Raw genomic sequence first — 21470 nt, forward strand, 5'->3', positions numbered from 1 at the left:
CGTGAAAGTTGTGATGAAGTCCTATTCGACCGTCACCGACTTGGCGAGGTTGCGCGGCTGGTCCACGTCCGTGCCCATGATCACCGCCGTATGGTAGGCGATGAGCTGCACCGGAATGGAATAGACCATCGGGCACACGGTGGCCGGCATCTCCGGCAGGATCAGCTTCTGCACCGCGTTCACCGTGGCCGCCTGGGCCCCCTGCGGGTCGGTGACGAGGATGATCCTGCCGCCGCGCGCCGCCACCTCCTCCATGTTGGAGACGGTCTTGTCGAAGATGCGGTCGTGGGGCGCAATGACCACCACCGGCATCTTCTCGTCGATGAGGGCGATGGGGCCGTGCTTCAGCTCGCCGCCGGCGTAGCCCTCGGCGTGGATGTAGGAGATTTCCTTGAGCTTCAGCGCGCCTTCCAGCGCCAGCGGGTAATTGGTGCCGCGGCCGAGGTAGAGCACGTCCCGGGCCTTGGCGAGGGTGCGCGAGAGCACCTCGATCTCGGGGGACAGCTTCAGCGCCTCGGTCATCAGGCGCGGCACCTCCATGAAGGCGCGCACCAGCTTGTGCTCGTCTTCCTCCGACAGCACGCCCTTGGCGCGGCCGAAGGCGACCGACAGGCAGGCGAGCGTCGCCAGCTGGCAGGTGAAGGCCTTCGTGGATGCCACCCCGATCTCGGGGCCGGCGAGGATGGGCAGCACCACGTCCGCCTCGCGGGCGATGGTGGAGGTGGGCACGTTCACCACCGCCACCACCTTCTGCCCGCACTCCTTGGCGTAGCGCAGGGAGGCCAGCGTATCCGCCGTCTCGCCCGACTGGGAGATGACGATGGTCACCCCGCCCGGCGCCAGCGGCGTCTCGCGATAGCGGAACTCGGAGGCGATGTCAGTGGAGACCGGCACACGGCCGAACCGCTCGAACCAATATTCCGCCACCGCGCCGGCATAGAGCGCCGTGCCGCAGGCGGTGATGGAGATGTGCTGCACCTCCTTCGGGTCGAAGGGGAAGTCCGGCAGGGAAACGGTCTCGGCGGCGAGGTCGAGATAATGGCCGAAAGTGTGGGAGATGACCTCCGGCTGCTCGTAGATCTCCTTCGCCATGAAATGGCGGTGGTTGCCCTTGTCCACGAGCAGGGCGCCGGCCGGCACCTTCTGCACGGGGCGCTCGACGATGCGCCCGGTCTCGTCGCGGATCTCCACGCCCTCGCGGGTCAGCACCGCCCAGTCGCCCTCGTCCAGGTAGGCGATGCGATCGGTGAACGGGCCGAGCGCGATGGCGTCCGAGCCCAGGAACATCTCGCCATTGCCGTAGCCGATGGCCAGCGGCGAGCCGCGGCGGGCGGCGATCATCAGGTCGGTCCGGCCGTCGAACAGGAAGGCGAGGGCAAACGCCCCCTTCAGGCGCGGCAGCACCGCCGCCACCGCCGCCACCGGCTCCTTGCCGGCGAGCAGCTCGCGGTCGACGAGCTGGGCAACGATCTCGGTGTCCGTGTCGCTCCTGAAATCGACGCCCTGCTCCTGAAGCTCCAGCTTCAGCTCGCGGAAATTCTCGATGATGCCGTTGTGCACCACGGCCACGCGCCGGGTGGCGTGGGGGTGGGCGTTGCGCTCGGACGGCTTGCCGTGGGTGGCCCAGCGGGTGTGGCCGATGCCGGAATGGCCCAGCAGCGGGTGCTTGTCGAGCTTGGTCTCCAGGTGCCTCAGCTTGCCCTCGGCCCGGCAGACTTCCAGATGCCCCTTCTCCAGCGTGGCGATGCCGGCGGAATCATAGCCGCGGTATTCGAGGCGGCGGAGCGATTCCACCACCTTCTCCGCCACGGGGCCTTTTCCGAGAATGCCGACGATGCCGCACATACGCTGAAGCTCCCGCTGGTTCTTCTCAATCCTGGGCGGCTCCCCCGCCGTCCCGGTCAGGGTGCACCGCAAAAACTGAATGGACCGTTCCTAGCCCGGCAAGGGGGCAAAGGCGGAATCACATCGCCTTTCGCTTCCTGTCACCCTCCGGGGCACTCGGCTCCCCCACACGCTGCGGCAGCGGATGCCCGGCGAGCCGGGGCCCGGCCGGCGCAGCGGCGCGGAAGCCCTCACTCTTTCTTCTTCGCGCGCTTGGCCCGGAAGTCGCTGGCCCAGCCCTCCTTCACCACCTGCCGGCTACGGGCGATGGCGAGGGCATCCTTCGGCACGTCCGCGGTGATAACCGCGCCCGTTCCCACATAGGCCCCATCCCCGACGTGCACGGGTGCCACCAGCGCCGAATTGACGCCGATGAAGGCGCCGGCGCCGATCTCGGTGCGATACTTGGAGAAACCATCATAATTGCAGGTGATGGTGCCGGCGCCCAGGTTGGCGTTGGCCCCCACATGGGCATCGCCCACGTAGGACAGGTGGTTCACCTTGGCGCCCTGCTCGATATGGGCGGCCTTGGTCTCCACGAAATTGCCGATGCGCACGCCGGTTTCCAGCCGGGTGCCGGGCCGCAGGCGGGCATAGGGACCGATGGAGACTCCCACCTCCAGCGTCGCCCCTTCCAGATGGCAGAAGGCGTGGATCACCACGTCGTCGCCCACGCTGACGCCGGGGCCGAACACCACGTTGGGCTCCACGATCACGTCCCGGCCCAGCTTGGTGTCGGCGGAGAAGAAGACGGTCTCCGGCGCCACCAGCGTCGCCCCGCCGGCCATGGCGCCAAGGCGCAGGCGCTTCTGCAGGATGGCCTCGGCCTCGGCGAGCTGGATACGGCTGTTGACACCGGCCACCTCGTCCGCCTCCGCCTCGGCGGCGACGGCGGAAAAGCCGTCGGCCCGGGCCACCTCCACCGCGTCGGTCAGATAATATTCGCCCTTGGCATTGGCGTTGCCGATACGCTCCAGAAGGGAGAGCGCCTTGTCGCCGGCCAGGGCCATGAGGCCGGCATTGCACAGGCGGATGGCCTTTTCCGTGGCGGTCGCGTCCTTCTCCTCGCGGATGGCGAGGAGGTCGTCCCCCACGGTCACCAGACGGCCGTATCCCGTCGGGTCGTCCGGCACGAAGCCGAGAGCCGCCACCGCCGCGCCTTCGGCGAGCGGGGCGCGCAGGCGGGCCAGCGTCTCCGAGCGGATGAGCGGCGTGTCGGCATAAAGGACGAGCACGTCGTCCGCCCCCTGCTCCAGCGCGGCGCGGGCGGCGAGCACGGCATGGGCGGTGCCAAGCCGCTCGGCCTGCACGAACACCTGCGCGTCGGGCACGATGCGCTGCGCCTCCGCCGCCACATCCTCCCGGCCAGGGCCGACCACCACGGCGGTGCGGGTGGCCCCGGCTGCGCGGGCGGCCTCCAGCACGTGGTGCAGCATGGTGCGTCCGGCCACCTTGTGAAGCACTTTCGGCAGGCGCGAGGCCATGCGCGTGCCCTCCCCGGCGGCAAGCACCACAACAAGCAGGCTTCGATCACTCATCTGCACCCTCCACGGCCGAGCCGTTGTCCTCCCTTAGAGCCGGATTCGATCAGATTAAATCCACCCGATCGCTGAATCCGCCTCCGACCTTCGAGATAGAGGGCGATTCACCGGTCCTGTGGAGCGGCGCAGCTTTCCACAGGACCAGATCGCACCCTGGCCCGGCGCCGCTGCGAGCGGGAGCCCGGCCACATTGTGCGCAACCTCATGCGCTCCGCCCGAGCGGCGCGGTTCGCGGGGGCGGCATCGGCAACCCGACAGCCTTGCCACTGGACCTGCCGGGCGCCATTTCATAAGGACCATTCCGACTTCCGGCCGCCGAAGAGATCGCCATGCCGCACATTCCCTATTCCGAGCGCCCCCTGTTCCGCCCCGGCCCGCGGACGCTCAACTGGCTCATCCCCCTCGGCATGGGCGCGGTGGGGTGGGCGCTCTACATGCGCTACATGGTGGTGGAGCCGACCCTTGTCGCCCTCGCCTGCGAGGCGGGGCTGGAAAGCTCGGGCTGCTACGGGCGGGCAGCGGTGCTCGCCTTGTCCCTGTGGAACGTGTTCGGCGCGGTGGCGCTGGCGGTGGCCCTCATCCAGTTCATCGCGCCCGGCCTCGCCACCTTCGCGGTGGGCACAGTGTTCTCGGCGTTTGCGCTGGTGTTCCACAACGAGATCGCCGGCGCCATCGCGGCGATGATGCTCATCCTTTCCTTTGCACGGCCTGGACCCGCCACAGCGTGAAGGACAGCACCAGGGCGAGCGTGCCGAACCAGGCCGCCTGCCAGTTGGAGAGCGTCTCGTTCAGCGGCACATAGATGCCGGCGACCAAAAGGCCCCACATGGCGATCAGCTCTGCAAGGCCGGCACCGTCGCGGTCCGCCCGGCGGACCAGCATGGGCGCCGCCACGGCAGCGACGATGGCGGTGAGTGGCCACACCGGGAAATCCTTGTAGCGCGGATCGAACACCAGCTCGAACGCCACCGAGCCCACGGCGGCGGTGGCCAGCGCCAGGATAAGCGCTGCGGCGATGGCCGGGCCGCTCGACGCCGGCCAGCGGCGCGCATCGAGGGCGACCGAGAACGGCGCGAGCCCCTGCCCGCCCGCGATCACCGCCGGCATTACCGCGACGCCTGCGACGGCGACCGAGAAGATGAGCCCGTTGCGCAGCCAGCCCACCAGCCCAAGGCTCTCCAGCGGCAGGGCCGAGATGGCCGCGCCGAGCGTCGCCCCGCCGAACAAGGCGATGGCGGCGACGGCGAACCAGTCGCCGTTCGGCACACCCCCCTCGCGCCGGCGGCCGCCGGCGAAGGCGCTGCCAAACGCCAGGGCCACGGCGGCGATGCCCACCGCGATATGCATGCGCCAGCCGGGGAAATCCTCCACCGGCTCGCCCCAGGCGAACTTGGGCATGCGGGACGAGGCGTCGACGAGCCCCCAGTGCCCGCCAACCGTGCCTTCGCTGCGCCGCTTCCACGGCTGGTCGAAGGCCTCGATGACGTTGACCCGGTAGCCCTGCCGCTTGGCGAGGGCCACCACGTCGTGCATCACCCGCGCCTGGTTGGAGGGTGAGGGCAGCGCTTCCTCGCGCATGCGGCCGGCGCTCGGCCAGCCGGTCTCGCCGATGAGGATCTCCTTGCCCGGGAAGGCCTCCGCCATGCGCTGGCGGATCTCGTCCACATGCGGCCCGGCCTCGTCCGCGGCCACCGGCAGGTCCTCCCAATAGGGCAGGATGTGGATGGTGACGAAATCGACGTTCTCGGTGAGGCCCTTGTTGCGCTCCCAGAACTCCCAAACGTCCGCATAGGTCACGGGCACCGGCGCCACCTGGGCCTTCACCCGGGAGAGGACGCTCGCGAGCTCGGCGGCCGACATCTCGCCGCGCAGCAACACCTCGTTGCCCACCACAACGGCCTTAACCACGTCCGGATTTTCCTGTGCGAGACGCACGCCGGTATCAAGCTCGATGCGGTTGCGATCCGCGTCCGGCCCCAGCCAGATGCCGAGCAGCATGGTGAGCCCGTGCTTGCGGGCGAGGGCCGGCGCCTTGTCCAGCCCCTTCTCGACGGCATAGGTGCGCACGCAGGACGCGACCTTGGCGAGGCTGGCGAAATCCTCGTCGATCTGCACCTCCGGAATCGCCAGGTCCTTCTGGAACGGCGATTGCCCATCGCGGAACGGTGCGTAGGAGACGCACGGCAGCTTCTCCCCCGCTGCAAGGGGCGACGGCGGCATGGCCACGGGCGTGCCCAGCCATGTCCACAGGCCCGCGATCACACCGGCGACCACGCACGCCAGCACCAGCGGCAGCCTCACGGAGGAAGGCATCGAAACTCCGACGAAGATTGATTGAGCCCCCGCGCCCAATAGAGGTTCGGGCCGGCCCTGTGAAGCCTCTGCCATCGCTCCGTCACGTCCGCGTCGGACACAGGCCTGGCGCCGTCATGCTGACAAATTCGCTGCCATCTCCTAACGTGTCGGCGCGGTCCTCCCGCCTTCCCACTGAGAAAATGGCCCACATGCAACGCTTCCGACTTCCGCTCCTCGCGGGCGCCATCGTCCTCGCCTGCCTTTCCCCGGTCGCGGCCCAGAACCAGCCGGCCGAGCAGAAGCCCGCGGAGAACCTGACCCCCGAGCAGAAGGCGGCCCAGGACCAGCGCCGCTCCATCGAGGAATTCAACGAGGCGGCCAAGCTGCCCGGAACCGCCGGCCTGCCGGAGTGCGTGTGGACAGGGCGGCGGATCGCCGCACTGATCTGGAACGACGACGTGGACACGGCCCGCCGCCACCTCGAGCTCTATGAGCGGTTCGGCTGCCCCACCGAGCACCTGAAGCTGGCCGTGCGCTGCCTCGTGCGGCAGGGCAAGATCGATCCCAAGGCCCGCGAGCGTGTCGACGCGCGGGCGCACCAGTGCTGGGTGAATCCGGATTATGTGGCCGCTCCGCCGGCTCCGGCCGCAGCCCCGGCGCAACAATAAGATCACGGCCGGGTCATCGACGTGACGCAGCGGCGTCGAAGACCCGCCATGATCGGGATTTATCTCCTCCCCTGAGCATGTTAGTGTCTCGGTGCATCGCAGCGTAAATTATTGATTAATGCTGCGATGCCGACTGAGGGGCAGGTCGAAAGGGTGCCCTCAAGCTGTTCTCCGGAACCCTCCGCCTCCAGATGGCGTTCGGGGTTCGAATTTCCCGATTTGGGTGGGCATCGCCATGCGTCCCGGTCTTGCTGCTGCGGCAGCGGTCATTGCGGTTGTGACCTCCTTCCACGCCGCGATGTGGCTTTCCCTGCGTCCCGAGGCGAGCGCTCCGAACATCACGGACCGCTTCCAGAGCCTGTCCTTCGCGCCCTTCAGCCGAAGCATGAGCCCTGAGGGCAACGCCCCCACCAACGCATCGCAGATCCGCTCGGACATCAACGTTGTGTCCCCCTACACGCGGGCCGTGCGCACCTATTCCTCCACCAACGGCAAGGAGCTGATCGCTCCCATCGCCGCCGAGCAGGGCATCAAGGTGACCGCCGGCGCGTGGCTGAACCGCGACGTCGACCGGGACACCGGCGAGGTCATCGAGAAGGCCAGGGAAGGCAACCAGCGCGAGTTGGCGGGCGTCATCGATGTGGCGCGCCAGAACCGTAACGTGCAGGCCGTGGTGGTCGGCAACGAGACGTTGCTGCGCGACGACATGAAGGACGAGGAACTCGCCGACCTCATCCGCAGCGTGAAGCGCCAGGTGAACGTCCCGGTGACCACGGGCGAAATCTGGAACACCTGGCTGGACCACCCCAAGGTCGCCGCGGCGTCGGACTTCATCCTCGCCCATATCCTGCCCTACTGGGAAGACATCCCGGCGGACCAGGTGGTGGACTACACCATCAATGCCTACAACCGTCTGCGCGCGGCCTATCCCGGCAAGCGCATCGTGGTGGGCGAGTTCGGCTGGCCCTCGCACGGCTACAACCGCGGCGCCTCCGTGCCGGACCCCATCGAGCAGGCGAAGATCATCCGTGATTTCGTCTCCCGGGCCGACGCCCTCGGGATCGAGTACAACATCATCGAGGCGTTCGACCTGCCCAGGAAGCAGAACGAAGGGTCGGTGGGCCAGTACTGGGGCGTGTTCAATGCCGACCGGCAGCTGAAGTTCCCGCTCACCGGCGCGATCCACGACCACACCTACAACCAGACCACCACCCTGGCGCTGCTGCTGGGCGTGCTCTTCTCCCTGCCCCTGCTGCGCATGCGCGAGTTGACCTTCACCCAGGGCTTCGTGCTGGCGGGCGCCGCCAACGGCGTCGCCGCCTGGCTCGCGATGGTGGTGGACTACTGGCTCAACCACTATGTCACGGGTGGCGACTATTTCACCCTCGCCCTCAGCGTGGTGATGCTGGTGCCCCTGGTGTTCGTGCTGCTCTACCGCATCGAGGAACTGGCGGCCGTCGCCTTCGGACGGGGGCCGGCTCGCCTGGTGGAGGCACAGAAGCCCGGCACGCCGTCCCGCTTCCCCAAGGTGTCCATCCACGTGCCCGCGTATCGCGAGCCGCCGGAGATGCTCATCCAGACCATCGACGCGCTGGCGCGGCTCGAATATCCCAACTTCGAGGCGGTCATCATCGTCAACAACACGCCGGACCCGGCGATGGTGGAGCCGGTGCGCGCCCATTGCGAGCTGCTGGGCGACCGCTTCAAGTTCATCAACGCCGAGAAGGTGGCAGGCTTCAAGGCCGGCGCGCTGCGCATCGCCCTGGATGCGACCGCGCCCGACGCCGAGATCATCGGCGTGATCGACGCCGACTATGTGGTGACGCCCGACTGGCTGAAAGACCTCGTGCCCGTGTTCGAGGACCCCACCGTGGGCCTCGTCCAGGCGCCGCAGGACCATCGCGACGGCGCGCGCAGCCCGCTGCACGAGGCGATGAACGCCGAATACGCCGGCTTCTTCGACATCGGCATGGTGCAGCGCAACGAGGATGACGCCATCGTCGTCCATGGCACCATGTGCCTCATCCGCCGCGCGGCCATGATGGAGGCCGGAAACTGGTCCTCCGACACCATCTGCGAGGACACGGACCTCGGCCTCACCATCGCCGAGAACGGCTGGAAAACCCATTACACCCGCAAGCGCTACGGCTACGGCCTGCTGCCCGACTCGTTCGAGGCCTTCAAGAAGCAGCGCCACCGCTGGGCCTATGGCGGCTTCCAGATCATCAAGAAGCACTGGCGGCGCTTCCTGCCCACCCGTTCGCGCCTGACCACGGCCCAGAAGCGCCACTTCGTGCTGGGCTGGATCTCCTGGCTGGGCTCGGAATCAGTGGGCGCCTTCATGGCGATCGCGTCCCTGCTGTTCGTGCCCTTCGTGGCTTACTTCAGCATCTCGGTGCCGGCCCACGTGCTGACGCTGCCGATCCTCATCACCTTCCTGGTCTATGTGCTGCACTTCGTCAGCCTTTATCGTCTGCGGGTGGAAACCACGCCCCTGCGCATGTTCGGCGCGGCGGTGGCGGCGAGCGCGGTGCAGTTCACGGTGGCGAAGGCCGTGCTGGACGGCTTCCGCTACAAGGACCTCGCCTTCGCCCGCACGGCCAAGGGCAACAATTGGCTGGCCGGCGCGGCCCGATCCTTCCCGGCTTTGCCGGAGGCGATCATCGGTGGCCTGCTGATCGTCGCCGGCATCTACCTGCTGGTGGCCAACAACCTGCCAGGCATCTCCATCTCGAAGACGTCCAACGACTGGCGGCACATCCGCGAGATCAACCTCTACGGCATCGCCTTGATGGTGCAGAGCCTGCCCTTCGTGGCGGCTGCCCTCATCGGCGCCTTCGAGCCCACGCGGCTGAACACCTTCGCCTTCTGGCAGGCGCTCGGAACCCGGATCGCCGCGGTGCCGCGCCGCCTGCGCCTCACGCCGCCGCCCGCCGTGGCGAAGTGAGCCTCCCCCTCCAACAGCGAACGCCCGGCTCATTGCCGGGCGTTTTCGTTTCCGGGGGGAGAAACGCCCATGCAGGGCCCTTTGCTACCGGATCACGGGCGGCCGGTCCGGGCGGTCCCTTCCGCGGCAGAGGAAACCGCGGATCCCGGCATTCAATCCCTCCCGATCTGGCCCTATGAAGGAACATGGCCTCCCCCGCCCTCCCCTTCGCCCTCATCCTCGCCGGCGGCCTCGGCCGGCGGATGGGGGCTCCCACCCTCGGCGCGCCCGCCAAGCCACTGGTGGCGCTGGGTGGCCGCCCGCTCATCGCTCATGTCATCGACCGGCTGCGGCCCCAGGTGTCGGACATCTGGATCAACGCGAACGACGATCGCGACGCCTACGCCGCCTTCGACTGCCCGATCGTGCCGGATACCATTCCGGGATGCCCTGGCCCGCTCGCGGGCGTGCTGGCCGGGCTGGAACGCCTGGCAGAGGTGGCGCCGGGGGCGAGCCTGCTCACCGTGCCGGCCGACACGCCCTTCCTGCCGGCCAACCTCGCCCGAAGACTTGTCTCACGGCAACTGGATACCGGAAAAGTGGTCTGCGCCCGGTCCGGTGGCCGGCGTCATCCGGTGGTCGCCCTCTGGCCGCAGTATGCCCGCACCGCGCTGCGGCAAAATCTGGCGGAGGGGCACCTTAAAGTCGGGCTGTTGCTGGAGGCCCTCGACGCCGTAACGGAGAGCTGGGACGAGGAGCCGGAAGACCCCTTCTTCAATGTGAACACGCCAGAAGACCTTGCCATTGCTGAATTTCGTCGGGCTGCCCGGCAATGAAGCATGGTCATGCTTGCGGCAGGATTGGGGAGGGTTTAGGACTGCGCAATGGCAGCTTCGCATTCGCGAAGGTGCCGGAGCGGAGACGGACTGACGCACGAAGGCTCGGATGGCCACTCCAGCTGTTCGTGCAGATCCGGTTCTTGTCCGCCCAAAGGATGAGGGATCCATGGACGCCACCACCAACACCGGGGCAAAAGCGGCCAAGCTGAGCTTGGGGGAAAAGAGCTGGGACCTTCCGCTCCACGAAGGCACGATCGGGCCGGACGTGGTCGACATCTCGAAGCTCTACGGCCAGACGGGGATGTTCACCTACGACCCCGGCTTTACCTCCACCGCGTCGTGTGAAAGCAAGATCACCTATATCGACGGTGACCAGGGCGTGCTGCTCTATCGCGGCTACCCCATCGAGCAGCTCGCGGAACACGGCGACTTCCTCGAGACCTGCTATCTCCTGCTTTACGGCGAGCTGCCCACCGCGGCGCAGAAGGCCGAGTTCGATGCTTCCGTGACCCGTCACACGATGGTTCACGAGCAGATGACCCGGTTCTTCCAGGGCTTCCGCCGCGACGCGCACCCCATGGCGATCATGGTGGCTTCCGTCGGCGCGCTCTCCGCCTTCTATCACGACTCTACGGACATTTCTGATCCCACCCAGCGCCTCATCGCATCGATCCGCATGATCGCGAAGATGCCGACGCTGGCGGCCATGGCCTACAAGTATTCAATCGGCCAGCCGTTTGTTTATCCAAAGAACGATATCGACTATACGTCGAATTTCCTGCGCATGTGCTTTGCGGTTCCGTGCGAGGAATACAAGGTAAACCCCATTCTCTCGAAGGCGATGGATAAGATCTTTATCCTCCACGCCGATCACGAGCAGAACGCCTCGACCTCCACGGTGCGCCTCGCCGGCTCTTCCGGCGCGAACCCCTTCGCCTGCATCGCCGCCGGCATCGCCTGCCTGTGGGGACCCGCCCACGGCGGCGCCAACGAGGCGGCCCTGCGCATGCTGACCGAGATCGGCCATGTGGACCGCATCCCGGAATACATCAAGCGTTCCAAGGACAAGAACGACCCCTTCCGCCTCATGGGCTTCGGCCACCGGGTCTACAAGAACTACGACCCGCGCGCGAAGATCATGCAGCAGACCTGCCACGAGGTTCTGAACGAGCTCGGCATCAAGGATGATCCGCTGCTCGACGTGGCGGTGGAACTGGAGCGCATCGCGCTTTCCGACGAGTACTTCATCGAGAAGAAGCTCTACCCGAACATCGACTTCTATTCGGGCATCACCCTCAAGGCGATGGGCTTCCCCACCACCATGTTCACCGTGCTGTTCGCCCTCGCCCGCACCGTGGGCTGGATCGGCCAGTGGAAGGAGATGATCGAGGACCCGAGCCAGCGCATTGGCCGTCCCCGCCAGCTCTACACCGGTGCCGCCCAGCGCGACTACGTGGCCATGTCCAAGCGCAAGTGAGCGCGGGACGCCAGCGTCAAGCGAACATGAAAACGGAAAGCGCGGCCAGCCGGCCGCGCTTTTCTTTTGCGGGTAGGGATTTCAGCGGTCGGGGGGCCCAAGCCCCTCAGGCCTCGGGCCCCGGCAGCGCACCCGTCCGGCCCTCCCGGGCCAGGCGCAGCACCACCTCCGCCGCGCGGGAACTGGGGCTGGGCCCGAGAATGCCGAAGATGTCATCAAAGCGCGCGAAGGCCTCCACCTGCCGCGCCCGCTCGGGCGTGTCGGCCAGCAGCTTCTCCAGCGCGCCGACAAGGGCCGGCACGGTGCAATATTCCTGCAGGAACTCCGGCACCACATTCTCCCCTGCCACCAGGTTGGAGAGGATCACGGTGGTGCCCTTCAGGACCCGCCGGCCGATCTGCGCCTCCAGCCAGCCGATGCGATAGGCCGCCACATGCGGCACGCCCGACAGCGCCAGCTCCAGCGTCACCGTCCCTGAGGCCGCAAGCGCGGCCCTGGCGGTACGGAAGGCAGCAAGCTTCTCCGCCTCGGTGGTGACGATGCGCGGCTTCAGCGGCCAGCTGGCAATGGTCTCGCGGACGAGCGCCTCCAGGCGTGGCAGGGTCGGCAGCACCAGCTCCATGGGCACCCGCCCGCCCACCTCGGCCAGAGCCGCGCCGAAATCCGCCCCGAGCCGCACGATCTCACGTCGCCGGCTGCCCGGCAGCACCAGCACCACGGGCGGCGCACCCGCGCGGCGCGTGGCATCCTGCCCCTCGGGGCGCAATTCGCCCAGCCGTTCCAGCAGGGGATGGCCCACATAGAAGGTCGGAGGCCCGCCCAAGCGCCGATGCACCTCCGGCTCGAACGGCAGCAGGGCGAGAAGCGCATCCACATAGGGCCGCATGGCCGGCGCCCGCCCCGGCCGCCAGACCCAGACGGTTGGCGATACATATTTCACGATGGGGATGTGCGGGTTGCGTGCCCGTACCCGGGCCGCCACCCGGTGGGTGAAGTCCGGCGCGTCCACCAGCACCAGCACATCCGGTGGATCGGCGAGCACCGCCTCCACCGTCTCCTTCAGCCGCCTCAGAATGGTCGGCAACTTGGAGACCACGGCCGCGATGCCAATGGCGGTGAGATCCTCCATGGGATAGAGGCTCGCCAGCCCGGCAGCCCCCATGCGTCGCCCGCCCACGCCGCGAAAGGCGATGCCCGGCGCTGCCGCGGCGAGGCTCTCCATGAGCGCCCCGCCCAGCTGGTCGCCCGATTCCTCGCCGGCCACGATGAACACCTTGAGCGGACGCGCCACCTGCATTTCACTCATGCTGAGATATCCGGCCCCATGCCCATCACGAACAGGCCCGCCTTGTCCGCAGCGGCGACAAGGGCCTGCGCATCGGGCACGATGGCGCCGCCGGCCTCGAAGGCGATGCCGGCGAGCCCCACCTCCGCCGCCCGCGCCACCGTGGCCGGGCCGAGGGAGGGCAGGTCCACCCGGCGATCCTGCCCTGGCTTCGGCGCCTTCACCAGCACCCCCTTGCCGGCGGGAAAACGCAGGCGGCCGGTACGCCGCATCTCCCCATAGCGCGCCAGCATCTGGTCGGTACCCTCTGCGGCTTCCACGGCAGCCACCAGCCCGTCCACCACGATCACGCCCTGCCCCACGTCGAACGGTCCCAGCGTGCGGATCACGTCGTGGCCGCGCGCCATGTCCGCCTTGTCCTGGGCCGTGGGGGCATGGGCACCGAGCACGCCTTCCGGCAGCAGGAGGGCCGGCGCCACCTCATGGGCACCGACCAGGCTGAAGCCCTGCTCCGCCACCAGTTGCAGCACGCCGGAAAGCAGGTGGTTGTCGCCGCCGCGAAACAGCCGGGCGATGCGCGGCAGCAGGCGCAGCATGGTCCAGTCAAAGCCGAGGTCGGAGACACGGGGACGCGTCAGCGCACCCACCATCACCACCTGACGCACGCCCTGTCCCTTGGCCAAAGACGTGACTGTTCCGAGGGAACCGAGCCGGAACCAGTGATGGGGATAGCGCTCCAGCGCCGGATCGGCGAAGCCGCGCATCAGGAAGAGAACAACCGGCCGTCCCTGCGCCAGCACCGCCTCCGCCACCGCGGCGGGAAAGGCGCCGCTGCCGGCGACGATGCCAAGCGGGTCGCGCCGCGGGGCCCCCTCCTGCGGACGCGCGGACACCGCGCCGGGGCCGGGTGTCGGCTCCCCTGCGTGCCCCTGCCCGTCTTGCCCCGGCAGGCCCACGCCTCAATCCTCCCTGGTCACACCCCGTGAGGGCTGGCAGATGGGACGCTTGCGATCCGCATCGATGAAGCTCACCACGGCGGCGGCGAAGGGCGAGGACTCCACCTGCTCGCGCACCTTCTCCAGCCGCGTGTCGAACGTGCCCTCGCCGAAGAAGAGCTCGCGGTAGACCGCGCGCGCCGCATGCAGGTCGCTCTTGGTGAACCCGCGCCGCTTCATGCCGATGACGTTGAGCCCCACGAGCTTGCCCGCCTGGCCGAGCACATTGCCGAAGGGGATCACGTCCTCCCGCACGCCGGTGAGGCCGGAAATCATGCACTGAGGACCGATGCGGGTGAACTGGTGCACCGCGCACTGGCCACCGAGGAAGGTAAAGTCGCCAACGCTCACATGGCCGCCGAGCACGGCATTGTTCGCGAAGATGACGTTGTTTCCCACCGAGCAATCATGGCCCACGTGGGAACCCGTCATCATCATCACACCGTTGCCGATGCGGGTGACACCGCTGCCGCCCGCCGTGCCGATATTGGCCGTGGCATGCTCGCGGATGACGCAATCCTCACCCAGCTGGAGCTCGGTGGGCTCGCCCTTGTAGTGCACGGACTGGGGCGGCGTGCCGAGAGACGCGAAGGGATGCACGATGGTGCGGGCGCCGATGGTTGTGGCACCCTGGACATTCACGTGGGAGACGAGCTTCACCCCCGCCTTCAGCACCACGTCCGGACCGATGACACAAAAGGGACCGACCTCAACGTCTTCCGCAAGCCCCGCCGGGTTCACCACCCGCGCGGTGGGATCGATGTTCGGCACTAGTCGTTCTCCACGATCATCGCGCCGACCTTGGCCTCGGCGACCAGCTCGCCCCGCACCTTGGCCTCGCCGCGATACCACCACATGTTGCGGCGCTTGCTGATCCGGGTCATGTGGTACTCAAGCACGTCGCCCGGCACCACCGGCCGGCGGAACTTCGCCTCGTCGATGGTCATGAAATAGACCAGCGAGGGCTTCTGCTTATCCTTGCCCAGCACGCAGACGACGCCGGCAGTCTGGGCCATGCCCTCGATGATGAGCACCCCCGGCATCACCGGATTGCCGGGGAAATGCCCCTGGAAGTGCGGCTCGTTGGCGGTGACGTTCTTGATGCCGACGCAGGACAGATCACCGTCGATCTGCTCAACCCGGTCCACCATCAGGAAGGGATAGCGGTGCGGCAGGCAGGCCAGGACCTTCTGGATGTCCGCGCTTACCAGCACCTTGGGTTCGGCGTCCGCCCCCATAGACGTCGTCTCGGTCATTCCTCGGGTCCCTCCCCGTCCTCTTCCTTCTCGCCGCGGCGCGCGCTGGCGGCCGCAAGGCGCTTCAATGTCGTCACCTCTCGGAACCACTCGCGCACCGGCTTGGCCGGAGACCCGCCCCAACGCACGCCTGGCGGCACATCGCCCTTCACGTTGCTGGAAGCGGCGATCTGCGCCCCGGTGCCGATGGTCACATGGCCCACGACCCCCACCTGCCCGCCCAGCATCACGAAATCACCCAGCGTGGTGGAGCCGGAGATGCCGGTCTGGGACACGACGATGCAGTGGCGCCCGATGACCACGTTGTGGGCGATCTGCACCAGATTGTCGATCTTGGTGCCTTCGCCGATCACCGTGTCCGTCAGCGCGCCACGGTCGATGGTGGTGTTGGCGCCGATCTCCGCATTGTCCTGGATCACGACACGGCCGATCTGCGGCACCTTCTGGTGGCCCGCCGGCGAGGGCTGGTAGCCGAACCCGTCGGAGCCGATGCGCGCGCCGCCATGGATGATGACGCCATTGCCGAGGAAGGCGTGGATGACGCTCGCCCCCGGCCCGATGGCGCAGTCTCGGCCGATCCGCACGTTGGGACCGACGATCGCACCGGCACAGACCACGGTTCCGGCGCCGATCTCCGCGCCGGGTCCGATGACCGCACCGGGATCCACGGTGACACCGTCTTCGAGCCGCGCCCGCGGATGAACCTGCGCGCCCGGAGCCACTCCCTCCTGACCGAAGATGGGCAGCGGACGCAGGGCCGAGGGAAACATGCGCCGAGTGATGGCGAGGAAAGCTGCCGCCGGACGCGGAGAGACCAGAACCGGAAGTCCTTCGGGCGCCTTCCTGGCGAAGCGGTCGGACGTGATGACGGCGCCAGCGCGGGTCGCCCCGAGCATCTCAGAGAACAGGAAGGTGTCGCAGAAGGCGAGTTCGTTCGGCCCGGCCGTTTCCAGGGTCCCGACACCGGTGATGCGCCGGGCGCCGAACGCCTCGACGTCCGCCTCGGACGGCGCCGTGAGGTGAGCGCCGCTGAGGGCCGCCACCTCGGCGACGGTCATCGGCACCGGTAGTGGAAAGAAGACCTCGTGGCTCATGTGCAAATACACTCGGGCGCCGGAAGGGCAGGAGAAAGGTCTCCGCCCGCCGGCGCCCGCCCCAGGATACGAGGGATCAGAAGCGCGTGCCGCCCGAGAAGCGGAACGCCTGTGTCTTGTCATAGGCCGCCTGCGACAGCACCCACGCATAGTCGAAGCGCAGCGGACCGAACGGCGACTGCCAGATCAAGCTCGCGCCAACGGAAGACCGGATCGTGTTGTCATCGTACACACAGACGTTGCCACCGGGATTCTTCGAGTTAGCAGGGCAGGTCACGAAGTTCGGATTGCCGTAGAAGTTGCTTTTGTTCCAGCCCACGACACCGGGGAAGGCAATGGGACCACCGTAGTCGAACAGCGAGCCGGCATCGGCGAAGACCGCACCCTTCATGCCGATGTCCTTGGGCAGGAACGAGAAGGGGAACTGGATCTCCGCCGAAACACCCCAGTAGGTCGTGCCACCCAGAGCGTTCAGATCGTTGTTCAGGCAGTTGTAGTAGATCACCGAGCCCTTGTTGGAGGCGGCGCAGGGAGCGATATCACGCGGGCCGATGCCAGACGGAGCGAAGCCACGCACCAAGTTCGGACCCATGTAGAAGTTGTCGAGCACATCCAGCTGGTCACCACCCCACGAACTCACATAGCCCGCCTGACCGCGCAGGATGAACACGCTGTCGTTGATCAGGGGCGTGTAGTGACGAACATCAGCCGTGGTACGGATGAAGCTCACATCGCCACCGAGACCGGCGAGATCCTGCTTCAGTTCCGCATACAGACCCTGGGTCGGGTTCAGGTTGTTGTCGAGACCGTTGAACGAAAGGGTATAGCCAAGGGCAGAGGTGATCGTCGCACCCTGCGCCGCCGCATCGCGGATCGCCCATGAAATCGACGACGCGCAATACTCGTACGTAGTCTGACCCGGCACACCGTAGTCGTTGCAGAGGTTGATCTCGCGCTGGTAGAGGTTGTAGCGCAGCGCCAGCGTGATCTCGTCGGTGATCGGCAGACCGAAGCGCAGGCCACCACCCACCGTCGTCGTGCCATACGGCGTGTAGCTGGTGGTGTTGGTCTCCTTCCAGTACAGGTCGAAGCCAGCCGCCAGACGGTAGCCGAGGAAGTAAGGCTCGGTGAAGGAGAATTCCGCGCCGGAGGCGTTCTGGCCGAGAGAGCCGGACACCTTCACGTACTGGCCGCGACCAAGGAAGTTCTTCTCACCCACCGACACTTCGGCAATGACGCCATCCGCCGTCGAGTAGCCGCCGGAGATGGAGAACTCACCCGTGGGCTGATCTTCCACGTCCACCACCAGGATCACGCGGTCGGGCGCAGAGCCCGGCTCGGTCACGATCTTCACATTCTTGAAGTAGCCGAGATTGCGCAGGCGACGCTCGGCACGATCCACGAGGACGCGATTGTAGGCATCGCCCTCGCCGATATCGAACTCGCGCCGGATCACGTAGTCACGAGTGCGGGTGTTACCGCGAATGTCGATGCGCTCGATGTAGACGCGCGGCCCCTCTTCCACCACGAAGACCACATTGATCCTCTTGGCCTCGAAGTCACGGTCACCGCGGGGACGCACCTGGGCGAAGGCATAGCCGCTCTTGGACACCTCGATGGTGAGGTTCTCCACCGTCTTCTCGACGAGCTCGGCGTTGTAGATCTGCCCATCCTGAGCGCGAACGGACCGGCGCAGAGACTCGCCGCTCACGTCGCGAATGTTGGAGACCACATCCACCTTGCCGAACTTGTACTGATCACCCTCGTCCAGCGTGAAGGTGATGATGTAGCCCTGACCACCCGGATCGAGCTCGGCGGTCGCAGCCACGATACGGAAGTCGGCATAGCCATTCTTCAGATAGAAGCGGCGCAGCAGCTCCTGGTCCGAGTTCACCCGGTCCGGATCGTACACATCGGTGGACTTGAGGAAGGACAGCCAGTTGGTCGTGGTCGTCGAGACCACATCCTTCAGCTTCCAATCCGAGAAGGCCTTGTTGCCGATGAACTTGATGTCCTTGACGCCGGTCTTCTTGCCCTCGGTCACCTCGAAGACCAGATCGACACGACCATTGCCGCGATCGATGGTCACCGGATTGACGCGCACGTCATCACGGCCGGAACGGCGATACACCTCAATGATGCGCTGGGTGTCCGCCTGCACGGTCGCCTTGGAGAGGGTGCCGCGCGGCTTCGACTGGATCTCGCCCTCCAGCACCTCGTCCTTGATCTTCTTGTTGCCCTCGAAGACGACCTTGTTGATCACCTCGTTCTCGGACACGCGGACAATGATGCGCCCGCCGGACTGGGACACCTGCACGTCGGAGAAGAGCCCCGTCGCGTAAAGGGCCTTCCAGGCCTCATCAACCTTGGCGGCAGTGTAGGGGCCAGGACCGAAGTAGGAACGGATCGTCTCCGCATCCACCCGTCGGTTGCCCTCCACCACAATGGCGTTCGATTGTGCGGCGGCCGGAGCAGCTGCAACGAGGGAGCCGGCCACCGTAGAGCCCGCCACACACAGCGCGAACCCAAAGGCAGCAGCCAGATTTCTCAACACCCGGTGCGGAGCAGTCATATGGTGCGCAACCTTGAAATTTCGTTGTTCTCGAACCCCGTAGACGCGCCTGCGGCACGCCCCACGGATTCTCACCCTGCGATGCAGCTTGTACAGGCTTTTACCTGCACTGCAAACAACACCGCCCCCAATGCCCGCCTTTTCCGGAGGACCGTTGCGCTGCCGCCACGACCCCCGTGCGGAAATTCAAAAACCGTTACATCGCAGGAATATGCAGCACATCGTTCCAAGTGGCGAAAATCATCAGCATCAGCACCAGCGCGAGGCCGATGCGGAAGCCAATGTCCTGCGTGCGCGCGCTCAGAGGGCGACCGCGCACCGCCTCGAAAGCGTAGAACAGAAGGTGTCCGCCATCCAAGAGCGGGATGGGAAAGAGGTTAAGGATTCCAATCGAGACGGACAGCACTGCCGCCAGCGAAAGAAGTGCCCCAATACCAAAAGTAGCCACCTGCCCTGACACCTGGGCGATACGGATGGGGCCGCCCAGCTGATCCGCCGATTCCCGCCCCGAGATCAGGCCGCCGAGGTAGGAGAATGTGCGGTCGACCACATACCAGGTTTCCTGCACCCCCATGCCGAGGGCCTCGACCGGACCGAAGCGGCGAGTCGTGACGTCCGCGGCGGACATGGAGCGGGAGATTCCCAGAAGGCCGGTGCGGTGCACATTGCCGAAGGGATCCTTGACCTCCTTCAGCTGAGGCGTTGCCGTGAGCGCCACCTGGGCGGTGCCGCGCTCCACCACGAAGCGCAGCGGCTCGCCCGCATGGCTGCCGACGATGCGCTGCATGTCGGCGAAGCTCTCCACCTTCGAGCCGTCGATCTCAAGCACGAGGTCGCCGGGCTTGAAGCCGGCCATCTCCGCCGCGCTGCCGGGATTGACCTCATCCACGCGCGGCGCAGTCACCTGCTTGCCAAACACCATGAAAACGAAGGCGAACAGGAAGATGGCCAGCAGGAAATTGGCGATAGGCCCGGCGGCCACGATGGCGGCGCGCCAGCGCACGGGCTGGAAGAAAAAGCTCTGCTTGCGCTCGGCCGGGGTCATCTGGGCGAGTCGCGCCTGATCCGGCGTGGAGGCCGCGTCGTCGTCGCCGAAGAATCGCACGAAACCGCCCAGCGGCACGGCCGCAAGCCGCCAACGCGTGCCATGCCGATCCGTGAAGCCGGCGATCTCCGGCCCGAAACCGAGGGAGAAGGTGAGCACCCGCACGCCGGCCCGCCGCGCCACCCAGAAGTGGCCCAGTTCGTGGAAAAACACCACCAGCGTCAGGACGAAAAGGAAGGGGATGAGATAGCCGAGGGATGAGGACAAGAAGGTACCCAGATGTGCACCAAGCCCGGAAATCACATCCATCATCCCGTTCCTCTTCTCCTGCCGGGAAAACCGGCACAGGTTTCATCCATCGTCGCTTCCGGCATCGGGAAGCCGTTCCGCGCAGCCTGGGAGTGCGGAGACCTTCGCTCTTAAGATGCCTTTGCGGCAAACTTAGGCAAGACTGCCGCGGTGGCACGCCGCGCCTGCGCGTCCAGCTCCAGCGCCTCCTCGACGCTGGCCGGAGCCGGGCCGCCATTGATCCGGTCGAGGGTCGCCGCCACGGCGTCGGTAATGCCGTAGAGGCCGATTCGGCCCTCAAGGAAGGCGGCCACGGCGACCTCATTGGCGGCGTTGAGCACGGTCGCCACGGCGCCGCCGGCCACCATGGCGGAGCGGGCGAGCGCCAAAGCGGGGAACCGCACCTCGTCCGGGGCCTCGAAGGTCAGGCTGCCCAAGGCCACCAGATCGAGCCGGCGGCAGCTGGTGCCGATGCGCTCAGGAAAGCCCAGGCAGTGGGCGATGGGCACGCACATGTCGGGCACGGCGAGTCCCGCCACCACTGAGCCGTCGACGAAGGACACCAACCCATGCACCACGGATTCGGGATGGACGATGGCCTCGAACCGATCCGCCGGCAGGCCGAAAAGATGCTGAGCCTCGATCAGCTCCAGCCCCTTGTTCATCAGCGTCGCCGAATCGATGGTGATCTTGGCGCCCATGGACCAGTTGGGGTGCTTCAGCGCGTCCTGGACCGTGGCGCGGGCGATCTCCTCGCGGCTTTTGCGGCGGAAGGGGCCGCCCGAAGCGGTGAGGGTGATCGTCTCGACGTCTTTCGCCGGGCCGGCGGAAAGCGCCTGGAAGATGGCATTGTGCTCACTGTCCACCGGCAGGATCTCGGTGCCCGTCCGCGCGGCCTCCGCCATGAAGAAGGTGCCGGCCGCCACTAGGCATTCCTTGTTGGCCAGCGCCACGCGCCGTCCGGCGCCAAAGGCCGCCACCGTGGGCGCAAGCCCCGCCACGCCGACGATGGCGCTCACCACCACGTCCGCCTCGCGCCGCGCCGCCTCCATCACGGCTGAAGGCCCCGCCCCGCTCTCGATTCCCGAGCCGGAAAGCGCCTCCGCCAGAGCCTTGCTGCCGGCCGGATCGGCCAGAGCCGCGAAACGGGCGCCGAGGGCGCGGGCCGTCTCCGCCAGCGCAGCCACGTCCCGCCCTCCGGCCACCGCCTCGACCCGGAACAGGCCGGGCGCATCGGCAAGGAGCTTCGCGACGCTTTGGCCGATGGAGCCGGTGGCCCCGAGGAGGGAAAGGCGTTTCATGCGA

Annotated in this window: 16 protein-coding genes; 5 read left to right on the forward strand and 11 right to left on the reverse strand. The window is 67.0% G+C overall.

Annotated features, from left to right (window positions below):
• Window positions 1–21: 21 nt before the first annotated feature.
• Both glmS and glmU read right to left on the reverse strand, forming a co-directional pair.
• Complete coding sequence (gene glmS / locus V5F59_RS12670; RefSeq protein WP_393977891.1) at window positions 22–1845, reverse strand: glutamine--fructose-6-phosphate transaminase (isomerizing); 1824 nt, start codon at window positions 1843–1845, stop codon at window positions 22–24.
• A 230-nt stretch (window positions 1846–2075) separates the two neighbouring features.
• Complete coding sequence (gene glmU / locus V5F59_RS12675; RefSeq protein WP_393977893.1) at window positions 2076–3422, reverse strand: bifunctional UDP-N-acetylglucosamine diphosphorylase/glucosamine-1-phosphate N-acetyltransferase GlmU; 1347 nt, start codon at window positions 3420–3422, stop codon at window positions 2076–2078.
• A gap of 332 nt (window positions 3423–3754) precedes the next feature.
• On the opposite strand from glmU, the gene V5F59_RS12680 reads away from it, so the two are divergent.
• A complete protein-coding gene (locus V5F59_RS12680) occupies window positions 3755–4153 on the forward strand; it encodes a hypothetical protein (protein ID WP_393977895.1) in 399 nt (132 codons plus the stop codon).
• On the opposite strand, the gene V5F59_RS12685 is transcribed toward V5F59_RS12680, so the two are convergent.
• Window positions 4113–5738 carry a glycoside hydrolase family 17 protein gene (locus V5F59_RS12685; protein ID WP_393977897.1) on the reverse strand — a complete coding sequence of 542 codons (1626 nt, stop codon included), beginning with the start codon at window positions 5736–5738 and terminating at the stop codon, window positions 4113–4115. The genes V5F59_RS12680 and V5F59_RS12685 overlap by 41 nt on opposite strands.
• Window positions 5739–5929: 191 nt before the next feature.
• Here V5F59_RS12685 and V5F59_RS12690 point away from each other — a divergent pair, with 191 nt between their 5' ends.
• From V5F59_RS12690 to gltA, 4 genes are all read left to right on the forward strand, one after another.
• A complete protein-coding gene (locus tag V5F59_RS12690; RefSeq protein WP_393977899.1) occupies window positions 5930–6388 on the forward strand; it encodes a hypothetical protein in 459 nt (152 codons plus the stop codon).
• A 235-nt stretch (window positions 6389–6623) separates the two neighbouring features.
• Window positions 6624–9335, forward strand: a complete 2712-nt coding sequence (locus V5F59_RS12695; protein ID WP_393977901.1) for a glycosyltransferase — start codon at window positions 6624–6626, stop codon at window positions 9333–9335.
• A 185-nt stretch (window positions 9336–9520) separates the two neighbouring features.
• The gene (mobA, locus tag V5F59_RS12700) at window positions 9521–10150 is read left to right on the forward strand and encodes a molybdenum cofactor guanylyltransferase MobA (RefSeq protein ID WP_393977903.1); all 630 of its coding nucleotides are present in this window, start codon (window positions 9521–9523) and stop codon (window positions 10148–10150) included.
• A gap of 169 nt (window positions 10151–10319) precedes the next feature.
• Window positions 10320–11630 carry a citrate synthase gene (gltA, locus tag V5F59_RS12705; RefSeq protein WP_393977905.1) on the forward strand — a complete coding sequence of 437 codons (1311 nt, stop codon included), beginning with the start codon at window positions 10320–10322 and terminating at the stop codon, window positions 11628–11630.
• A 106-nt stretch (window positions 11631–11736) separates the two neighbouring features.
• On the opposite strand, the gene lpxB is transcribed toward gltA, so the two are convergent.
• The 8 genes from lpxB to dxr all read right to left on the reverse strand — a co-directional run bounded on the left by lpxB (window position 11737) and on the right by dxr (window position 21466).
• Window positions 11737–12927 carry a lipid-A-disaccharide synthase gene (gene lpxB, locus V5F59_RS12710; protein WP_393978594.1) on the reverse strand — a complete coding sequence of 397 codons (1191 nt, stop codon included), beginning with the start codon at window positions 12925–12927 and terminating at the stop codon, window positions 11737–11739.
• Between the two features lie 5 nt (window positions 12928–12932).
• The gene (locus V5F59_RS12715; protein WP_393977907.1) at window positions 12933–13871 is read right to left on the reverse strand and encodes an LpxI family protein; all 939 of its coding nucleotides are present in this window, start codon (window positions 13869–13871) and stop codon (window positions 12933–12935) included.
• 3 nt (window positions 13872–13874) lie between these two features.
• Complete coding sequence (lpxA, locus tag V5F59_RS12720; RefSeq protein ID WP_393977909.1) at window positions 13875–14681, reverse strand: acyl-ACP--UDP-N-acetylglucosamine O-acyltransferase; 807 nt, start codon at window positions 14679–14681, stop codon at window positions 13875–13877.
• Complete coding sequence (gene fabZ / locus V5F59_RS12725; RefSeq protein ID WP_393977911.1) at window positions 14681–15166, reverse strand: 3-hydroxyacyl-ACP dehydratase FabZ; 486 nt, start codon at window positions 15164–15166, stop codon at window positions 14681–14683. Before fabZ ends, lpxA begins: the two co-directional genes overlap by 1 nt.
• Window positions 15163–16260, reverse strand: a complete 1098-nt coding sequence (gene lpxD / locus V5F59_RS12730; RefSeq protein ID WP_393977913.1) for a UDP-3-O-(3-hydroxymyristoyl)glucosamine N-acyltransferase — start codon at window positions 16258–16260, stop codon at window positions 15163–15165. Before lpxD ends, fabZ begins: the two co-directional genes overlap by 4 nt.
• A gap of 76 nt (window positions 16261–16336) precedes the next feature.
• Window positions 16337–18832 carry an outer membrane protein assembly factor BamA gene (gene bamA, locus V5F59_RS12735; RefSeq protein ID WP_393977915.1) on the reverse strand — a complete coding sequence of 832 codons (2496 nt, stop codon included), beginning with the start codon at window positions 18830–18832 and terminating at the stop codon, window positions 16337–16339.
• A 196-nt stretch (window positions 18833–19028) separates the two neighbouring features.
• The gene (locus tag V5F59_RS12740; protein ID WP_393977917.1) at window positions 19029–20186 is read right to left on the reverse strand and encodes a M50 family metallopeptidase; all 1158 of its coding nucleotides are present in this window, start codon (window positions 20184–20186) and stop codon (window positions 19029–19031) included.
• A gap of 110 nt (window positions 20187–20296) precedes the next feature.
• On the reverse strand, window positions 20297–21466 hold the full coding sequence (dxr, locus tag V5F59_RS12745) for a 1-deoxy-D-xylulose-5-phosphate reductoisomerase (RefSeq protein ID WP_393977919.1): 1170 nt from the start codon (window positions 21464–21466) through the stop codon (window positions 20297–20299).
• Window positions 21467–21470: the final 4 nt, after the last annotated feature.

It is taken from the genome of Xanthobacter nonsaccharivorans (assembly GCF_043194755.2).
GTDB classification, from domain to species: domain Bacteria; phylum Pseudomonadota; class Alphaproteobacteria; order Rhizobiales; family Xanthobacteraceae; genus Xanthobacter; species Xanthobacter autotrophicus_G.